The 14,952-nt window shown below is 63.6% G+C and carries 18 protein-coding genes; 12 read left to right on the top strand and 6 right to left on the bottom strand.

The features are described from left to right. The first annotated feature begins 40 nt into the window (after nt 1-40). From EN943_RS04755 to EN943_RS04770, 4 genes are all read left to right on the top strand, one after another. Nucleotides 41-1,537 (top strand): formyl transferase, encoded by a 1,497-nt coding sequence (locus tag EN943_RS04755; RefSeq protein WP_127411727.1) that lies wholly within the window; start codon nt 41-43, stop codon nt 1,535-1,537. Nucleotides 1,538-1,655: 118 nt separating this feature from the next. Then, a complete protein-coding gene (locus EN943_RS04760; protein WP_127411728.1) occupies nt 1,656-2,846 on the top strand; it encodes an NAD(P)/FAD-dependent oxidoreductase in 1,191 nt (396 codons plus the stop codon). A gap of 424 nt (nt 2,847-3,270) precedes the next feature. Beyond that, nucleotides 3,271-4,302, top strand: a complete 1,032-nt coding sequence (locus EN943_RS04765) for a hydroxyacid dehydrogenase (protein WP_127411729.1) — start codon at nt 3,271-3,273, stop codon at nt 4,300-4,302. A 103-nt stretch (nt 4,303-4,405) separates the two neighbouring features. Beyond that, nucleotides 4,406-4,528: a putative RiPP precursor gene (locus EN943_RS04770; RefSeq protein ID WP_348630101.1), complete on the top strand. Its 123-nt coding sequence runs from the start codon at nt 4,406-4,408 to the stop codon at nt 4,526-4,528. A gap of 282 nt (nt 4,529-4,810) precedes the next feature. Here the strand turns inward: EN943_RS04770 and EN943_RS04780 are convergent, their stop codons facing one another. Continuing rightward, nucleotides 4,811-5,026 carry a hypothetical protein gene (locus EN943_RS04780; RefSeq protein ID WP_164778076.1) on the bottom strand — a complete coding sequence of 72 codons (216 nt, stop codon included), beginning with the start codon at nt 5,024-5,026 and terminating at the stop codon, nt 4,811-4,813. Nucleotides 5,027-5,603: 577 nt separating this feature from the next. Between EN943_RS04780 and EN943_RS04785 the strand changes: the two genes are divergently transcribed. Next, nucleotides 5,604-6,329 carry a Crp/Fnr family transcriptional regulator gene (locus EN943_RS04785; RefSeq protein WP_127411732.1) on the top strand — a complete coding sequence of 242 codons (726 nt, stop codon included), beginning with the start codon at nt 5,604-5,606 and terminating at the stop codon, nt 6,327-6,329. Here EN943_RS04785 and EN943_RS04790 read toward each other — a convergent pair whose 3' ends face one another. Continuing rightward, nucleotides 6,330-6,605, bottom strand: coding sequence for a hypothetical protein (locus EN943_RS04790; protein ID WP_127411733.1), 276 nt, complete (start codon nt 6,603-6,605; stop codon nt 6,330-6,332). 230 nt (nt 6,606-6,835) lie between these two features. Between EN943_RS04790 and EN943_RS04795 the strand changes: the two genes are divergently transcribed. The 4 genes from EN943_RS04795 to EN943_RS04810 all read left to right on the top strand — a co-directional run bounded on the left by EN943_RS04795 (nt 6,836) and on the right by EN943_RS04810 (nt 10,683). Then, nucleotides 6,836-7,582: a helix-turn-helix transcriptional regulator gene (locus EN943_RS04795; protein ID WP_127411734.1), complete on the top strand. Its 747-nt coding sequence runs from the start codon at nt 6,836-6,838 to the stop codon at nt 7,580-7,582. Nucleotides 7,583-7,746: 164 nt separating this feature from the next. Then, complete coding sequence (locus EN943_RS04800) at nt 7,747-8,052, top strand: hypothetical protein (protein WP_127411735.1); 306 nt, start codon at nt 7,747-7,749, stop codon at nt 8,050-8,052. 243 nt (nt 8,053-8,295) lie between these two features. Continuing rightward, nucleotides 8,296-10,266, top strand: a complete 1,971-nt coding sequence (locus tag EN943_RS04805) for an acyltransferase family protein (protein WP_127411736.1) — start codon at nt 8,296-8,298, stop codon at nt 10,264-10,266. Nucleotides 10,267-10,377: 111 nt separating this feature from the next. Further along, complete coding sequence (locus EN943_RS04810) at nt 10,378-10,683, top strand: hypothetical protein (RefSeq protein ID WP_027160843.1); 306 nt, start codon at nt 10,378-10,380, stop codon at nt 10,681-10,683. 55 nt (nt 10,684-10,738) lie between these two features. On the opposite strand, the gene EN943_RS04815 is transcribed toward EN943_RS04810, so the two are convergent. Then, nucleotides 10,739-11,341 (bottom strand): DUF6456 domain-containing protein, encoded by a 603-nt coding sequence (locus EN943_RS04815; RefSeq protein ID WP_127411737.1) that lies wholly within the window; start codon nt 11,339-11,341, stop codon nt 10,739-10,741. A gap of 237 nt (nt 11,342-11,578) precedes the next feature. On the opposite strand from EN943_RS04815, the gene EN943_RS04820 reads away from it, so the two are divergent. Continuing rightward, nucleotides 11,579-11,860 carry a DUF982 domain-containing protein gene (locus tag EN943_RS04820; protein WP_127411738.1) on the top strand — a complete coding sequence of 94 codons (282 nt, stop codon included), beginning with the start codon at nt 11,579-11,581 and terminating at the stop codon, nt 11,858-11,860. A gap of 108 nt (nt 11,861-11,968) precedes the next feature. Next, the gene (locus tag EN943_RS04825) at nt 11,969-12,277 is read left to right on the top strand and encodes a DUF982 domain-containing protein (protein WP_164778077.1); all 309 of its coding nucleotides are present in this window, start codon (nt 11,969-11,971) and stop codon (nt 12,275-12,277) included. Between the two features lie 249 nt (nt 12,278-12,526). Here EN943_RS04825 and EN943_RS04830 read toward each other — a convergent pair whose 3' ends face one another. Together EN943_RS04830 and EN943_RS04835 are read right to left on the bottom strand one after the other, a co-directional pair. Next, nucleotides 12,527-13,195, bottom strand: a complete 669-nt coding sequence (locus EN943_RS04830; RefSeq protein ID WP_127411740.1) for a GcrA cell cycle regulator — start codon at nt 13,193-13,195, stop codon at nt 12,527-12,529. Between the two features lie 111 nt (nt 13,196-13,306). Beyond that, nucleotides 13,307-13,573 (bottom strand): hypothetical protein, encoded by a 267-nt coding sequence (locus EN943_RS04835; protein ID WP_245475583.1) that lies wholly within the window; start codon nt 13,571-13,573, stop codon nt 13,307-13,309. 212 nt (nt 13,574-13,785) lie between these two features. Between EN943_RS04835 and EN943_RS04840 the strand changes: the two genes are divergently transcribed. Continuing rightward, nucleotides 13,786-14,490: a helix-turn-helix transcriptional regulator gene (locus EN943_RS04840; RefSeq protein WP_127411742.1), complete on the top strand. Its 705-nt coding sequence runs from the start codon at nt 13,786-13,788 to the stop codon at nt 14,488-14,490. Between the two features lie 52 nt (nt 14,491-14,542). On the opposite strand, the gene EN943_RS38190 is transcribed toward EN943_RS04840, so the two are convergent. Further along, nucleotides 14,543-14,731, bottom strand: a complete 189-nt coding sequence (locus EN943_RS38190) for a hypothetical protein (protein ID WP_245475584.1) — start codon at nt 14,729-14,731, stop codon at nt 14,543-14,545. Nucleotides 14,732-14,952: the final 221 nt, after the last annotated feature.

Here is a 14,952-nt window from a genome sequence, read left to right on the forward strand (position 1 = left end):
TGGCCGGCAAGGCCGGGCACTGCCTTTTCGGACCTCCAACATGCAGATAAGCCTACGCCTGGACGGCGACTGCGTCCGCGCCTTTCACGTCACGCTGCTGGAGCGCCTCGCCGCGCTCAACGACGTCGAACTGTCCGTCGATGTCAGGCCGGCGGGCGGCGGCATTCCGCGCAGCGCCGCGGCCCTGTTTCAACTCGAAACGGCGATCCACGGACTGTCTCATGATGGACTGGCCAAGCGTGTGCCGCTTTCGGCGCTCGCGCCCTACCGGCAATCCCCCGCTTCGCCTGACCTGGTCGTCGACCTCTGCGGCGACGTCAGGCTGGAAAGCACACGGGTCTGGCGCGTCACCTATGACGGCGCCAGCGGCGAAGCGGCCTTGCTGGCCCTTGTCCTCGCCGGCCGCACGCCGCTTGCCCGCATAGAGGAGAACGGCGTTGCGATCGCCGCCGGACGTCTGGGCACCGAATATGGCGGCATCGCGCTGGCGTCCTTCCAGGATATGCTGGCGCGCACAGCAAGCCTGATCATAGCTGCCATGTCAGGCGCTGCAAAATCGGCGCCTGATCTGCCCGAGCCGGCGCAGGCAGGCAGCCCGCCGCCAATGCCCTCGGCCGGCAAGCTTGGGGTCAGAGCCGGCAAGGCGCTGGCGCGGCGGATCGTTCAGAAGATCTATCACCTTTGCTACAACGCGCCGCACTGGAAGGTCGGCTGGCGGCAAACCGGAGGCCGCGATCTGTTCGACCTGCGCGCGCATCCGGCGTCGGGTTGGCAAGATCTGCCGGACGATGGCAGTCGCTTCTACGCCGACCCGTTCCCTATCCTCTACCGGGGCCAGCTGACCCTGTTCGTCGAGGACTATATCCATCGGCTCGGCAAAGCCATCATCTCCGCCGTTCCCTTCGGCCCGGCAGGCCCGCTCGGAAGGCCTGAACCGGTGCTGGAGCTGCCCTACCATCTCTCCTACCCCTTCGTCTTCGAGCGCGACGGCGAGGTCTGGATGGTGCCGGAAAGCTGCGCCAACGGCACGGTCGATCTCTACCGGGCCACTGCCTTCCCCGGCGGATGGGTCAAGGAAACGACGCTCCTGTCCGATGTCGTCGCCAGCGACGCCACGCTTGTCGAGCATGGCGGCGCCTGGTGGCTGTTCGCCACTGTCCGCGACGGCGGCGGCGCCTTCTCCGACGCGCTGCATCTGTGGTCGGCGCCGGATTTTCGCGGCCCCTGGACGCCGCACCCCAAAAATCCCGTGCTGATCGACATCGCCTCGGCGCGGCCGGCCGGCCGCATGGTCAGGCGCGGCAACGACCTGCTGCGCCCGGTCCAGGACTGCCGCAGGAGCTATGGCGCGGCGCTTGGCATCGCACGCATTTCTCACCTTGATTTGATCGGCATGGAACAGGTCGTTGAAACCATCTTAAATCCAGGTGCGCTATGGAGTGGGCGTAAACTTCACACGCTCAACGAGGCTGGCGGCTTTGAGTTCATCGATGGCTCGGCGATCGCACCGCGCTGGAAGCAGCGGACCCGCGATTAACCTAAACATTGGTTACTACCAGGCACGCGCCCCGGTTGCTTGCGGTTGATTTGGGTCCGGAAGATATTTTCTACCGGAGATTGTGAAACGTGCAGTTGCCACCAGAAAGGGCAGCAAAATGAGCATCTCAGAGGCCGGCCCGGCCGAAGTCGACGTGGCGATCGTCGGTGCCGGAATGGCTGGGACCACCTTGGCCATGCTGTTGGGAAAAGCCGGGCGCAAGGTGGCGCTGATCGACCCGCACCGCGTCCACCACGAAGAATTCCGGGCCGAGAAGATCGGCATGGATCAGATGCTGCTGTTCGAAAAGCTCGGCCTCGATGCAACACTCAAGCGTCTCGTCACCTCGACGACCGACACGCATATCTTTCGCCTCGGCCAGTTCTTCGCGCATGAGAAGAAGGCTGAATTCACATTCTCCTACGGCGCGCTGATCAATGGCCTGCGCGATGCCTTGCCTGCGCAAGTACCGCTGACTGTCGGCAAGGTAACCGAGGTCTCGACTGGACCGGACCGGCAGCGGCTTGTGCTGGCCGACGGCACCGTCATCGATGCCCGCCTGTTGGTGGTGGCAACCGGTCACGGCGAGGCGGTGCGGCGCGCCGTCGGGGTCGAGCGTATCGAACATTCGAAGGCGCATTCGCTGTCGATGGGATTCGACCTCGCCATCTCGCCCAGCGATTTCGGTCATCAGTCCGTCACCTGCTACAGCAGGCGGGCTGCCGACCGTATCGCCTACATCAGCATCTTTCCCCTCGGCGACAAGATGCGGGCGAACATGTTCCTCTATCGCAATGTGGCCGAAGCGTGGACGCGGGCGTTCCGCCAGGAGCCGCAAAAGATGCTCTGCGAACTGATGCCCGAAATAGCAGCGCGATGCGGCAACTTCGAAGTCGCAAGTCCTGTCGAGGTCAGGCAGATCAGTCTGAGCACCACGCAAGGCCATCGCCGCGACGGGGTCATCTTCGTCGGCGATGCTTTCTGCACGACGTGTCCAACGCCGGGCGTCGGCATCGGGCGTGTGATGACCGATGTCGATCAGCTCCATTCGGTTCACATTCCACGCTGGCTCGCAACACCAGGCATGGCGGCCGACAAGATCAACGCCTTCTATGACGATCCGGTCAAGGTGGCTGCCGATGAGGATGGCATGCGGGTGAGCTACTATGCCAAGTCGATTACCGCCGACACCGGACTGGAATGGCGCGTAAGGCGCCTGCGCAACAACACCGCACGCCGGCTGATGATCATCGGCCGCAAGGTCCGGCATCTGGGACAACGGCGGGCACCCGTGGCCAATATGCGATAGGGCACGATCAGCCGCGTCCTATCGCCGATATTGATTGCTTATAGCGCGAATGCGTCAGCCGCCAACCGCTCAGGTTGCCGTCGACGAAGGTGTCGAGGGGATAGTCTGTGCCGTGACGCCCGAAAGCCTGTCGCGCTTCTGCAAGGTTGGTTTCTCGTATTTCTTCACTGTAAAATGCCCTCCAAATTGATACGACGCCAGCAGAACCAATTCCCTGCCCCGTGTCAATTGTGTCATTACTGGTCCTTACGTCGTTTCCGCGTCATCGTGGTCAAACGATTATTCACTGTTGCATTGCCGGCACATATCAGCTCCGACAGGGCACCTCATCGCAGCGCCAATCGCGCTCTCCTTGCCTCTCTGCGCGATGTTGTAAATCGTTTCATCCAAGGTATTTTGGCCATCGGGAACAGAGGGAACAGTCATGTCCAACAGCGCCTTGCCGCTGGTCATCAGTGCGCCGGAACCACGCACGCTCGACCTGATCTTCACAGCCCAGCAGCTGGCGCGGCTCAAGGCGCACTATCGGATCGTCGAGACGACCGCTGACGGCGTCGCGAAACTGCCGGCCGACGTGCTGGCCGAGGCGCGCTACATCATCGGCCAGCCGCCCATATCGTCCGAAACGCTCGACCGGATGAAAGCGCTGCGCTGCGTCTTCAATGTCGAGACCAACCTCATCAACAACATGCCCTACGAGACCTTGTTCGCGCGCGGCATCCATGTCGTCACCACCGGCCTGGTGTTCGCCGAACCGGTCGCCGAGCTTGGGCTTGCCATGGCGCTTAACCTCGCCCGCGACATCGTCGATGCCGACCTCGCCTTCCGCCAGGGACAGGAACTGTGGGGCGGCGATGGCAACCAGAGGGCGCGGCTCTTGTCCGGCGCCGATGTCGGCATCATCGGTTTCGGCGATCTCGGCCGGGCGCTTAACCGGCTGCTGTCGGGTTTCCGCACCCGCACCAAAGTCTTTGATCCCTGGCTGCCGCCATCGATCCTCATGGACAATGGCGTCGAGCCGGCCTCTCTCGACGAGGTGCTGTCGACCAGCGACTTCATCTTCGTCGTTGCCTCGGTAACCAGCGAGAACCAGGGTTTTCTCGGCGCCGACGCGTTTGCCGGCATGCGCAAGGGCGCCGCCTTCATCCTGCTCAGCCGCGCTGGCGTGGTGGACTTCCCGGCGCTGATGGCGGCGGTGAAGAGCGGCCACGTCGCCGCCGCCAGCGACGTTTTCCCCGAAGAACCGCTGGCGCGGGACCATCCGGTGCGCACCCTGCCCGGCTTCCTGCGCTCGGCTCACCGCGCCGGCGCGCTCGACATCGCCTTCAAGCGCATGGGCGATATGGTGCTGGAGGACATGGACCTGATCGACCGCGGTCTGCCGCCGCTGCGCTCCAAGCGCGCCGAGCGCGAGACGGTTTCGCGCATGCGTTCCAAGCCGGCCGACAGGAATTGAGGCGTGGGTTTTCGTCCCGGTCGGCCGACCCTCGACAAGGTCGGCTTGACAAGAGCGCGGCCGGCGATGACGCTGCCGCAATCGAACCTTGCGGAGGGAAGCCATGAACATGAAGAAGATCTATGAAAAACCGATGCTGCTCAAACGGCAGAAACTCTCCGCCGTGACGGCGCAGCAAGCCGCTTCAGGAGTGACAGGGCCGACTGGCCCGACTGGCCCGGCATGACACCTCGCGCCGTCCAATGAAGCGCTGGACGCGCCCGTGGGTCGGCGGCGAGACGGCAGTCGCTCCAGGCGCAGCTTCAGGGTCCACGGCTGCTCTTCGCTCTGCGCGCGACCGCTTCCATAAAAGAGCGGGCGGCAGCGTCACAAGCCGTTCTGGACGGTCCGTTCGCGGACAGCACGACCTCTGCGGCCTTCCGCGACATGCCGTATTTGCGGGCGAAGACCGCAGCGTCGTAAGGTTCGTTTTCCGCTGCGGGTGCCGCGGACGTGATCCTCGCCTTGGTCATTGGCGGGTCCGCCTGAAACTCTCAAGCAACTCGCCTTCATTGCGGCAGCCATCCTGGAACAGTGAAAACACCGTGGCTGCCAGACGCAGCACGTCCGACTCCTCCGACATGCGATCGAGTTTGCGCTCCAGGCAGACCCGATCGAAGACGCGCTGGCACAGCTGCAGATCGGAAGGATAGAAACCGGGATTGCGCTTATGAAGGCTCGGCATAAGAAGCCCCTTTCGGAGCAGCGACCACTTCCTAATGCATGTCGCCCAAAAGTTACCTCGGTTTTGGGAGAACGACATGCATGGACAAAGACCCTAAAGCGCATCGCATGAATCCGATCAAACGCGATGCGCTTTAGACGCTGTGGGTCAAAAATGAAATCGGGCTGAGCAAGAGTCAACATCGGCCTTCATCACAGTAAGTATCGTACAATTCTCCCGCCGGTCCGCCCCCTTTTTTCGAACGGCTCTCGGGCTCAGCGCGACATGGCCTTTGTCATCAGCCGGCGGGATTTTATCGACCTCACCGTGATCCGGCGCTCTCAAGAAACGTGATCCGGCGCTCTCAAGAAATATGTCGGTTTTGTACCAAGTGGCGCTTGGTACGTTTCCGACACTAACATTCAGGCCGATCTTTTCATATGCGAACGAGCGTTGGGGGGCGCCGTGCTTCGAATTTCATATCGCATTGATATCTTTCTGCGTTCAGACCCCCTATACATAGGCGATCGTCCGTACGTTTTTACGGGCACGGACGGCTGGGAGATTGGATGGCTCTTGCCCTGCATTGGGCCACGCCATGTCTGATCTCACCAAAAACCATCAATACCGAAATCAGCTGCTGCAGCGCATGCCCGCGGCCGACTTAGCGTTGCTCGAGCCGCATATGCAGCGCTGCGACTTGCCGCTACGCATGATGCTTGTGACCCCGAATATTCCGATCGAGGCCGTCTACTTCATCGAACAGGGCATCGGTTCGGTGGTCGCCAGCACGGCGAGCGGCCAAGAGGCCGAAGTGGGCTTCATCGGCTTCGAAGGCATGACGGGATACTCCCTGGTGATGGGCGACGACCGGGCGCCGCATGCCTGTTATGTCCAACTCGAAGGCGAGGCGATTCGCATCGAAGCCGGCGCTTTCAAGGCAGCATTGGCGGCAAGTGCGACCTTGCGCATGTTCCTGCTACGCTTCGTCAACGCGCTACAAACCCAGGCCGGCTGCACCGCGCTCGTCAACGCGCGGCTGAAGCTCGAGGAGCGGCTGGCGCGATGGCTGCTCATGTGCGACGACCGCGTGCCCGGCGAACATCTCGCCATCACCCACGAATTCCTGGCCATCATGCTTGGTGTCAGGCGGCCAGGCGTCACCGTCGCCCTTCAATTGCTCGAAGGCCGCGCGTTGATCCGCTCGCGGCGGGGCGAGATCGTCATTCGTGACCGCGCCGGGCTGCTGGAACTCGCCAATGGCAGTTACGGCGAAGCCGAGGCCGAATATGCAAGGCTGATCGGCGAGATCGGCGCGGCCTGATCAGGTGCGATTGCGGCCGGCATCCGGCTTGCCCGATGCCGCTTTGCCGGGCGGTGCTGCACCGCCATTCCCGTCGATCGGCCCATCCCTGCCTATTGGCAAGCCGGCGTGCTCCAGACTTGCAAGCTTGCACTTCGTCTGCTCGGCCGCCGCTCCGACAAGGCAGTCGATGGTGAACATGGCACCGGCGTGCTCGCTTGCCGCGACCGCCTGGCGGATCTTCGTCAATTGCGCTTGCGTGTAGTCCAGAAGCTCGACCAGGCCGGTATGATCCAAACCGCCCTCCATTGCAGGATGTCGAGAGGCCGATCTGAGGTCGCTCTTACCGACCGAAATACGCCCATTTACGCGGCTTGCATAGCCGGACTGTCAGAATCGTACAGTCCACGCGCCACGGGGTCCCTGCCCTATTGGCCAAAGGTCCATCTTCGCAGCCTCGCTATGTCATGCAAGTGTATATAAGCTGTCGCTTGAATACTGGTCCGTACGTCTGCCGGGGAGATGTCGTGCCAATTCGCGAGAATCTTGCTGCCAATCTCAGGCGGCTGGTCCAACGCCACGCTTCCGTCAGCGCGGTGTGCCGTCAGCTTGGCATCAACCGCACCCAGTTCGAGCGCTATCTGCAAGGCAAGGCGGTTCCCAACAAGGCCACCGCCAGGCTGATCTGCGACTATTTCAAGATCGACGAGGATGGGCTGTATCGCCAGCCAGCCGCCGCGGCAGCCAAGGGCGACGGCAATGCAACGCTGCGCGAGGCACTGTACGAGAACATGGTGCGGCCGCCGTCGCCCGCCATCGCCGGAGGCACCTATTTCACCTATTTTTCGATCCCCGGCCGACCCGACTTTTTGATGCGCTCGGTCACCTTCGTGCGGCGTGAGGCCGATCTCGTCACCTTCAGGCGGGTGACGCGCTGGGCTCCGGGCGATGGCCAGGGTGGCTCAAGAATGCCCGGCAACCATTACGGCGTGGCGATCTCGCGCCTGAACTGGATCTATTTCACCGGCATCAACCGCCGCCAGACGAGCGAGCCCTCGATCATGACCGTACAGTGGGCTCCCATCTCCGAACCGGTTCTGGTCGGCAGGGCGATCGTCCTCACCGGATCGGGGCCGGCCTTTGTGTCGGTCATCATGCGGCAGGACGTCACCAGGATCAGCATGAGGCGAGCGCTGCAGATGGCCCATATCGTCAGTCTCGACGATCCCAGCGTCGATCGGCTGGTGGTCAGTCTTGCCCGAGAGACCCGCTAAACTCGCTTTTTACGGGAAAAATCGGGGAAAGTTTCAAGTTTTTCGACTATATTTTTCTTCGTTTCGGGATTTTTGCGCAAAAAATGCCGGAACTTTCACCCAAACCTGTCGTTTTCCAACTGATCGTTGCTTCGACGATCCCAAAGCAACAGGAGGAGTACGTCATGAACATCAAGATGATCTGTTTCGGCGCGATGACGCTCTCGATGGTTGCCGGCTCGGCGCTTGCCGCAGGCAACACCGGCACGTCGGCTCTCGACGATCCGGCCAAGATGCAGCCCTTCTACACCGATAGCGGCATGAAGACGATGGTCAGCAATGACGACTTCGTGAAGGCCTGGAAGGCCCTTTCGCCGGACGACCAGACCGCGATGATGAAGGCCTGCGAGGACGAGGCGAAGGACGCCACTGCGGCCAACAGCCATCCCGAATTCTGCAGCAGCGTGAAAGCGAACGGCGGCAGCAAGTAGCAGTCCAGCGACCCGATGAGAAACAGCCCCTTGGCGGGGCTGTTTTGCGTCTGTCGCAAGGCGCGCGGACAAGCCAGCCACGCTAGGATCGAGCCCGGCCGGCGCGCCGGCCATTTCCCATTCCTGCCATGTTGCACTGCGACAAAATTGTACTATGTTGCAATGCGATAAATTTGTTGCATTGCAATATCGGCCTGCCCTGCCGACACTGCACCGGGGCTGGGCTTGCACGAGGGAGCCGTCGTGGCAGCATCGTTCCGGCCGGACATACAAGGATTGCGCGCGCTCGCCGTCGGCGGCGTCGTCGCCTACCATTTCGGCCTCACCGCGCTCCGCGGCGGCTTTGCCGGCGTCGACATCTTCTTCGTCATCTCGGGCTGGCTGATATCGACCCACCTCATGCAGGAGATCGGCGAGACCGGCCGGCTCGACCTCTGGCGCTTCTATGCCAGGCGCGCGCGGCGCCTTCTGCCGGCAGCTTTGTTCGTCATACTGGTCACGCTGGCCGCCGGCTACTTCATCCTGGCGCCGCAGGAACAGGCGCTCTATTCGCGCGGCGCCATGTTCGCCTCTGCCTATGCCATCAATCTGTGGCTGCTGCGCTGGTCGTTCGACTATTTCGCCGCCGACGCCACCAGCAATCCCTTCATCCACTTCTGGTCGCTATCCGTGGAGGAGCAGTTCTATCTGGCCTGGCCTGCGCTGCTTCTGCTGGCGGCCTGGCTGCGGCCGGGCCGGCGAACGGCCGCAGCCGTGATCGGCGTGGTCGGCCTCACCTCCTTCGCCGCCTGCCTGTGGCTGACCAGCGCAGCACCCGCCTGGGCCTTCTATTTCTCGCCGCTGCGCGCCTGGGAGTTCGCTGCCGGCGGCCTGGCGACGCTGGTCCCCATGGCTTTGCTGCAGCATCGCATCTGGCTGCGGGCCGCACTTGGCTGGCTCGGCCTGGCGCTGATCGCGGCCGCCTATCTCCTGTTGAGCGAGGATCTGCCCTTCCCCGGTTGGTATGCGTTGCTGCCGGTGGCGGGCACCGTGCTGGTGCTGCTAAGCGGCGTCGGCGAGGAGCAGACCAACGGGCGGACCGGCTGGCACACCCTTGGACCGGCCACCGCCTTGTCGATGCCGCCCTTGCAATGGATCGGCACGCTCTCCTATTCGCTCTATCTCTGGCACTGGCCGGTCATCGTCTATGCCGGGATGCTGGCGCCCGATCTTACCGTACCGCAGCGGCTGGGCTGCGGCGTGCTGGCGCTGGCGCTGTCGGTGCTCACCTATCACCTCGTCGAGAACCCGGCGCGGCGCGGGGCCTGGCTGACGGTGGGCGCCCGCGCGCTCGCTCCGGCGCTCGCCCTGACCTGTGCCGGCGTGGCGGTCGCCTATGCCAATGCGCATCTGGCCACGCGCAACATCGGCCCCGAGCAGCGCGGCATCGAGCAGGCGGTCGAAAAACCCTCCATCGCGCGGGCCGTCGACAAGAACTGCCTGGCCGACTTCCAAACGGTGACGCCGAAACCCTGTATGTTCGGCCCGGCCGACGCCAGCCGCACCATCGTGCTGTTCGGCGATTCGCACGCCGACCACTGGTCGACGCCGCTGATCGAAGCAGCCAGGCGCAACGACACCAAGGTGGTCACCTATCTCAAAGCATCGTGCCGCGCCTCGCGGCTCTCCACCTTCAACGCGGTGCTGAAGCGCGACTACACCGAATGCGACGCCTGGCGCGAGCAGGCCATATCGGAGATCATCCGCCGCAAGCCGCACCTGGTGGTGATCTCCGAATTTTCCATCGGCAATCTGACCCGCGACCTGTCCGCGGCCGAACGCACTGCCGAAGTAGCGCGCTGGCAGGCCGGCCTGCGCTCGACCTTGCAGGCCTTCAGCCGGGCCGGTGTCGAGACGGCTGTTATCCGCGACACGCCGATCAATGCCAGCTTCGCCGGCTCCTGCGTGGCGCGCACCCTGTGGTGGCGCGAAGCCCCCTCGCCGCACTGCGATACGCCGAGGGCGGACGCCGCCAACGACAGCACCGCCGCCGCCGAGCGCGCCGCGGTGACCAGCGTACCCGACACCCGCTACATCGACCTCACCAACCAATTCTGCGGTCCGACCACCTGCCACGTCGTCATATCAGGCAAGCTGGCGTTTCGTGACAGGCACCATTTGGCAACGGGCTTTGCCGAGACGCTCGCGGGGCCACTGGAGAGGGCGCTGTTTTAGGGGCCTGGGTATCTGCGCCCCGTTTCGCAATGTCCATCACATCTTACGAATCTGTGGAACGGGGCCGCAGCTCGGGGGTTATATTAGCCTAACCTTGAAAAGGAGGCAGCTATGAAAAAGCTCCTGCTTGTTTCGGTTATCGCCATTGCTTCGGCGGCGGCGATGATCGCCCCCGCCGACGCCCGCAGCCGTATCAGTATCGGCATTGGCGGCTATGCAGACGACTATTACGGCGACGATTATTACAATGGTTACGACTATGGCGATCGCTACTATCGCCCTTATTACCAGTACGATGCCTATGACAACGGCTACAGGCCGCGCTATTACCACCGTCACCACCGTTGCCACATCGCGCTGGTCAAGCACTGGCGCCACCACCACAGGATCGTCGAGGAAATCCGCGTCTGCCGATAATCTGATCCTGTGAAAAATGATCCAGCCGGCTTCGTCGGCTGGATATTTGCGCCGCTCACCCCACCCGTCGCTCCATCATCATCCCATAATGCACCGCCAGCAGATCGAGCCCCACCTTCAGCAGCTTCGTCACCACGTTCCGGCCCTCGCCGCTCTGCTCGGACAGGCGCTTGAGGGAACCGTCCGCGCAGCAGACTTGTCGTACCACGGCGGCCACCTCCCAATGGCCTAGCGCTCTTGTGGCGGCGGCATAGGCCCGGCCGGCGTCGAGAACGCTGTCGGCGACGACGCCGCCCTCGCGGCCGCCGTCGACGCGCTCGGTCCAGCGCATCGGCTTGACATCAGCCTGCTGGCTGCAGCGGAAATCCTCGCGGTAGCGCAGGCCGGCCTCGCGCTGCTGGCGCGACAGCGAGGTGATGCCGATGAGCGCATCGATGGCGCGCACCCGCACGATGCCGCCGGTGGCGGCGTAGCCGTCATTCGACACTTCGTAGACACGGGCGGCCTCCAGCGTGCCCGCCGCCAGCCGCTTGCGGCCGAAGGCGTCATCCCTGAGCGCGAAATCATGGCCGATCTCGCGGCGTATGCGCACCTGCTCGGCCTCGCCCTTCGGCAATTTCGGCGCCTGCGGTTTTGCGGGTCTGGTCTTTTTGCTCATGGGAGGCTCCTGGTTGGGATGGGTGGTGGGAGGCCGGCAAGTGGCGATCCTTCGCGCTGTTGGGCATCTCCCACATGGCCGGCAGGGCGGCGAGGGCCGCCGTTCGGTTGGCCTTCAATGAACCGGAGGTCGTCGCCTCTTCGCCGCTGCGCCAGCTTCCTTCCCGGTATCCAGGCTGATGGAACCGGCGCGAGTTTTCGACGTTATGTCGCGTCCATGCCAAGGGGAGGTTCGCCGATGACAGCCTTCATGCCGGTTACCGTGCGCTTTTGCGACAACAAAACCATGCTGGTCAGTTCGGTGGCCGGAGCCGCCGAGGCACTGCGCCACCAATGGCCCGACAAGACAGCACCTGGCTATGTCGAGGCCTCCCGGCTGGTTACGCTCGCCGTTGACGGCATCTGCAGCCAGCGCATCGCGTTCGACGCCTTCACCAGGGTGGCCGAGCAACAGAACATACTGGTGGCCAGGCCCAAAAGCCGCGCCCATGACTGGCTGGATGCGGTGGCCAGCCCGTGAGGAGCGGGCGCCGGCCGAAAAATTGATGCAACCCGTCGCCAGCGGGGCGCGTTTATGGATGCGGTAGCTGCAGCCGCGCGCAAAGCGAAGGTGAACGCCGTGGGTACGATGAAAACCGGACTGCCGCTCAAAGTGCGGGTGGAAGATGAGATCGAAGAGATCGACAGCGTCAGCGAAGCCGCCGATTTTCTGCAGCGCTGGCCGCTGGAGCGGCGCGGCCATGTCTACCGCAGCGCGCTGAACGCCTGCAGCGCGGCGATCGCCGCGCAGATTTCCGAAGCCGACGCCATGAAAGTGTTTACCGGCTTTGCCCGGGTGACCGGCATATTGGTCGACGAAGGCAACCCGGCCATGGCGATGGAGGCGCGGAGCGTTCAGAGCCGCACGCCCAAGCAGAGCCGGCAGATGCCGAAATAGGGTTTTGCTTCTTTCTCCCCGTTTACGGGGGTGAGGTGTGGTCCGCGCAGCGGACGAAAAGCCAATTGCTTGGCTTTTCGAACAACGAACGCCCGGCAGGGCAAGGAGGGGCGGCGCCAGCGCTTCGGTAAGTGGCATCTGAATCGGATGCTTGAATTTCATGTCAGCTTTCAATCCTGCCTCGTCAGCGCTGCCCCTCATCCGCCTGCCGGCACCTTCTCCCCGTGAACGGGGAAAAGAGACCACGCCTCACCCCGTCGCCACAAATACGCGGCGCTGGAAGCGCGCCTGGTGGTAGGTGCAATAGCTTTTCAGCGCACTGGTGCGCATGCCGCAGCACAGCATGTCGGCGCCCGGCCGGCTGCCTGGCGCCCCCTCTTCGGCAATAGAAATGTCAGAAGCCTCCTCCACCGTCAGATCCAGCGGCGCGCGGCAGCGTGAAAACAGGCAATCGATGAAACGCATCGCCACGCCATGCGGCTGCCGGCCGATGGCCGCGCGGGGTAACGCCGGCACCTCCAGGCGATAAGCTATGCCGTCGGCGATCAGCACGCCCGCCTCGCGCACGAACGAATGCGCTCGCCTGGGCCGGGCCGCTTCACGCGCATGGATGTCCTTGGCGGCAAGCGCGCCATGCGTCTTTCCGACGACACGCGTCGCATTCGCCGGCGCGCCACTCGCCCGCTTGCTTTCAGAGCGCTTGCTCACATCCTGTCTGGCTCGCGGCGGCCGCCCCTTGCCATTGGCAAAGCCGATCGCGCCCAGCATGGCGTTACGGTGCACGATGCCGATGATGGCGTCGCGTGACACCGGGCTGCCGCGCAGCGCGCTGAACGCGACTGCAATCCTGGAGGCTGAAAGCCCGTCCTTCAGCCAGCGGGCGATCTCGTGCAATTCCGCGTCGCTATAGCTTGCCATATCCAGCTCCATCCAAAGTTCGGCCGCGCCACCGGGCAGCGTCAAGGTTCGACCCGGTGGCCGGGCCGCAGTCAGGTTGTTTTTCAAGAGCCGGCTGTCAGCCGACCAGCCTCAGCCGGATTGGGCCGATTTCCCGCCGGCAAGGTGCAAAAGCCGCGCCTCGGCCGTGTTTCTGTCCAGGGCGGAAACCGCCCTGCCCGTTAGCCTGTCGAACATGATGACGGTGCCGTCCTCGGTGCGGATGCAGGATCGGCCAGCCGGAAAACCAGTGCCGGCGCCATGCCGGCCGAATTGGGGGCCGGAGCCGCTGGGAGCGGCGTCTCCGGCCGTTCCGGTCGCCGGAGACGGGCGGGCCGGACCCGAGGCCGGTGCGGTCAAGCACCGAGCCTCGGGGTTCATCCCAGCCGGGGAGGAGGACGGCCGGGATGAAAGGGGATGGGCGGCGGTGACGACCGCCGGATGCGCCTCGCGTGAGGCCAGCGACTCGGCGCCATCAAAGCTGGACAGGTTTTGCATGACCAGATATAAGCATAACTCACAAATTGATGCAAGTCATTCTTTCATAGACGAGAGCCGCTTTCATCACTCACATGGGCGCCATGGCAAGAACGGAACTGTCGATCAAGGTCGGGGCGGCGATCCGCAAGGCGCGCAAGCAGCGCGGCCTGGTCATGCGCCACATCGCCGAGCACAACGACACCGATGTCGCCGCCGTCGGCAACTGGGAAACCGGCCGCAATCTGCCCAAGACCGAGAACCTCCTGAAGACCGCCGCCTTCCTGCGCGTCGACCCGGTGGCGCTGGGCCAAGGGCAGGTGGTGTTTCTCGACGATGCCGGACCGGTCGCCGATGCGGAGATCGTCACCGATGCTGGTCCGCTACCCGCCGGATCGATGGATATCGAGGTGCTGGGCGCGGCCGTCGGCGGCGACGATGGCGATTTCACCTTCAACGGCGAGCCGGCGGGTTACGTCCAGCGCCCGCCGGGCGTGCGCAACCTGCCGAAGGTGTTCGCCCTGCACGTGCTCTCGGATTCCATGGTGCCGCGTTACGAGCCCGGCGACCTGATCTATTGCGGCGGCCGCGACGCCATACCGGGCGACCATGTGGTGATCGAGACCTTCCCGGAGGAAAACGAGCGCAACGGCAAGGCCTTCATCAAGAAGCTGGTCAAGCGCACGGCGGGTGAGCTGGTGGTCGAGCAGTACAACCCGCCGAAGACGCTGACCTTCAACCGCTACGCCATCAAACATGTCTGGCGCGTGATTCCGCTGAAGGAATTGCTGGGGTATTAGCGCCTTTTTCTTTCCCCTGGCGGGAGAAGGGAACCAGCGCCAACCCATCCCCTTACGCCCGCCGCGATCCCTCCAGCGGCGTCTCGCGGTCGCTCAGCATTCGCGCTTCACTGCGCACGCGCTGGCGCTCGTCGATGAATGCCGCCTGGATTGTAACGGTCGCCCCCGGCAGTCCGTCGGCGCGGCAGGCCGAACAGACGATGCGGCCCGACAGAGCGGACAGCGGCGTATTCCCCGTCACCCCGAACCGCTTCAACTGATCGGGTCGCCACCACCTGTTGCGGCCGCAATCCGCGCACTCGACCGAGATCGAAGCGACATGTGCGATTGTTGGTTCCCTGCCCGGTAATGCCATCGCCCCTGCCTCGTCTTTGTTCCTTATTTGTTCGCATATTCCTGTGTTTTGCGCTGGGAGTCGAGTCGCAGTTTTCAAACAGTCCCAAAAGTTTTTCTTCTATATAT

Source organism: Mesorhizobium sp. M7A.F.Ca.US.006.01.1.1, assembly GCF_003997935.1.
In the GTDB taxonomy this organism is placed as follows: domain Bacteria; phylum Pseudomonadota; class Alphaproteobacteria; order Rhizobiales; family Rhizobiaceae; genus Mesorhizobium.